General features: G+C 41.9%; 2 protein-coding genes. One reads left to right on the top strand and one right to left on the bottom strand.

The genetic code is table 11. The annotated features are described in order from the left end of the window. Positions 1 to 299 (top strand): GGDEF domain-containing protein (locus KIV40_RS31510; protein WP_285353239.1); only part of this gene is annotated, 299 nt, incomplete at its 5' end. On the opposite strand, the gene KIV40_RS31515 is transcribed toward KIV40_RS31510, so the two are convergent. Next, positions 289 to 543 (bottom strand): YgjV family protein, encoded by a 255-nt coding sequence (locus tag KIV40_RS31515; protein ID WP_285353241.1) that lies wholly within the window; start codon positions 541 to 543, stop codon positions 289 to 291. The genes KIV40_RS31510 and KIV40_RS31515 overlap by 11 nt on opposite strands. Positions 544 to 720: the final 177 nt, after the last annotated feature.

The raw sequence follows: 720 nt of genomic DNA on the forward strand, positions 1-720 counted from the left end.
TTGCACGCTACGGTGGTGAAGAGTTTGTTGTGGTAACTTTCGACTGTAATGAATCACAACTCATGGCATTAGCAGAGGCGATAAGGATTGATGTCGCTAAGGTTCAAGGCTTGTGTAGAGAGATCACCATCAGTGCTGGATGTTGCCATGCACCGTTAGAGGAAGGGGTAGAAAATATCATAGAGAAAGCGGATGCTGCGCTTTATCAAGCTAAGGAAGCGGGGAGAAACAATACTCAGTATTACATGAGTTCTGACTCAGAGTGTTTGTCTCACGTTAAACACTGTGCTAGGGTTTAGCAGCTTTTAAGGCTTCCGTTTTTTTTTCCTTTTGCATTTTAGCAAGGAAATAAACGTTTACGATTGCGATGAAACCATTGGTCGCTACTACAGGCCATGCGTCAATCATTACACCGTAAGCAGTGAAGAGAGCACAACCAATAAAGTTAAGAACACGTAAGCGAACGATGTCTTTCATAGTTAATGAAATCGCAACCATAATAGATGCTGCGTAACCTAAAATTTCAACCATATTAAATTCCATTGTTGGACCCTCTTAGTTTTGCCGATACAGTGTCGGTACCAATCCTTCTCTTCATGAGATTATTGAGGAAGCTCCGTGCCTCGAATGGTCTTGTTTTGTTTAACTGGTGCTGACTATAGCAAGCCTTTTTTTGTGATAAAAGCCCCAAAACGAGCGAAAGTGAAGGTTAGCGATTAC

Source organism: Vibrio sp. D173a, assembly GCF_030248475.1.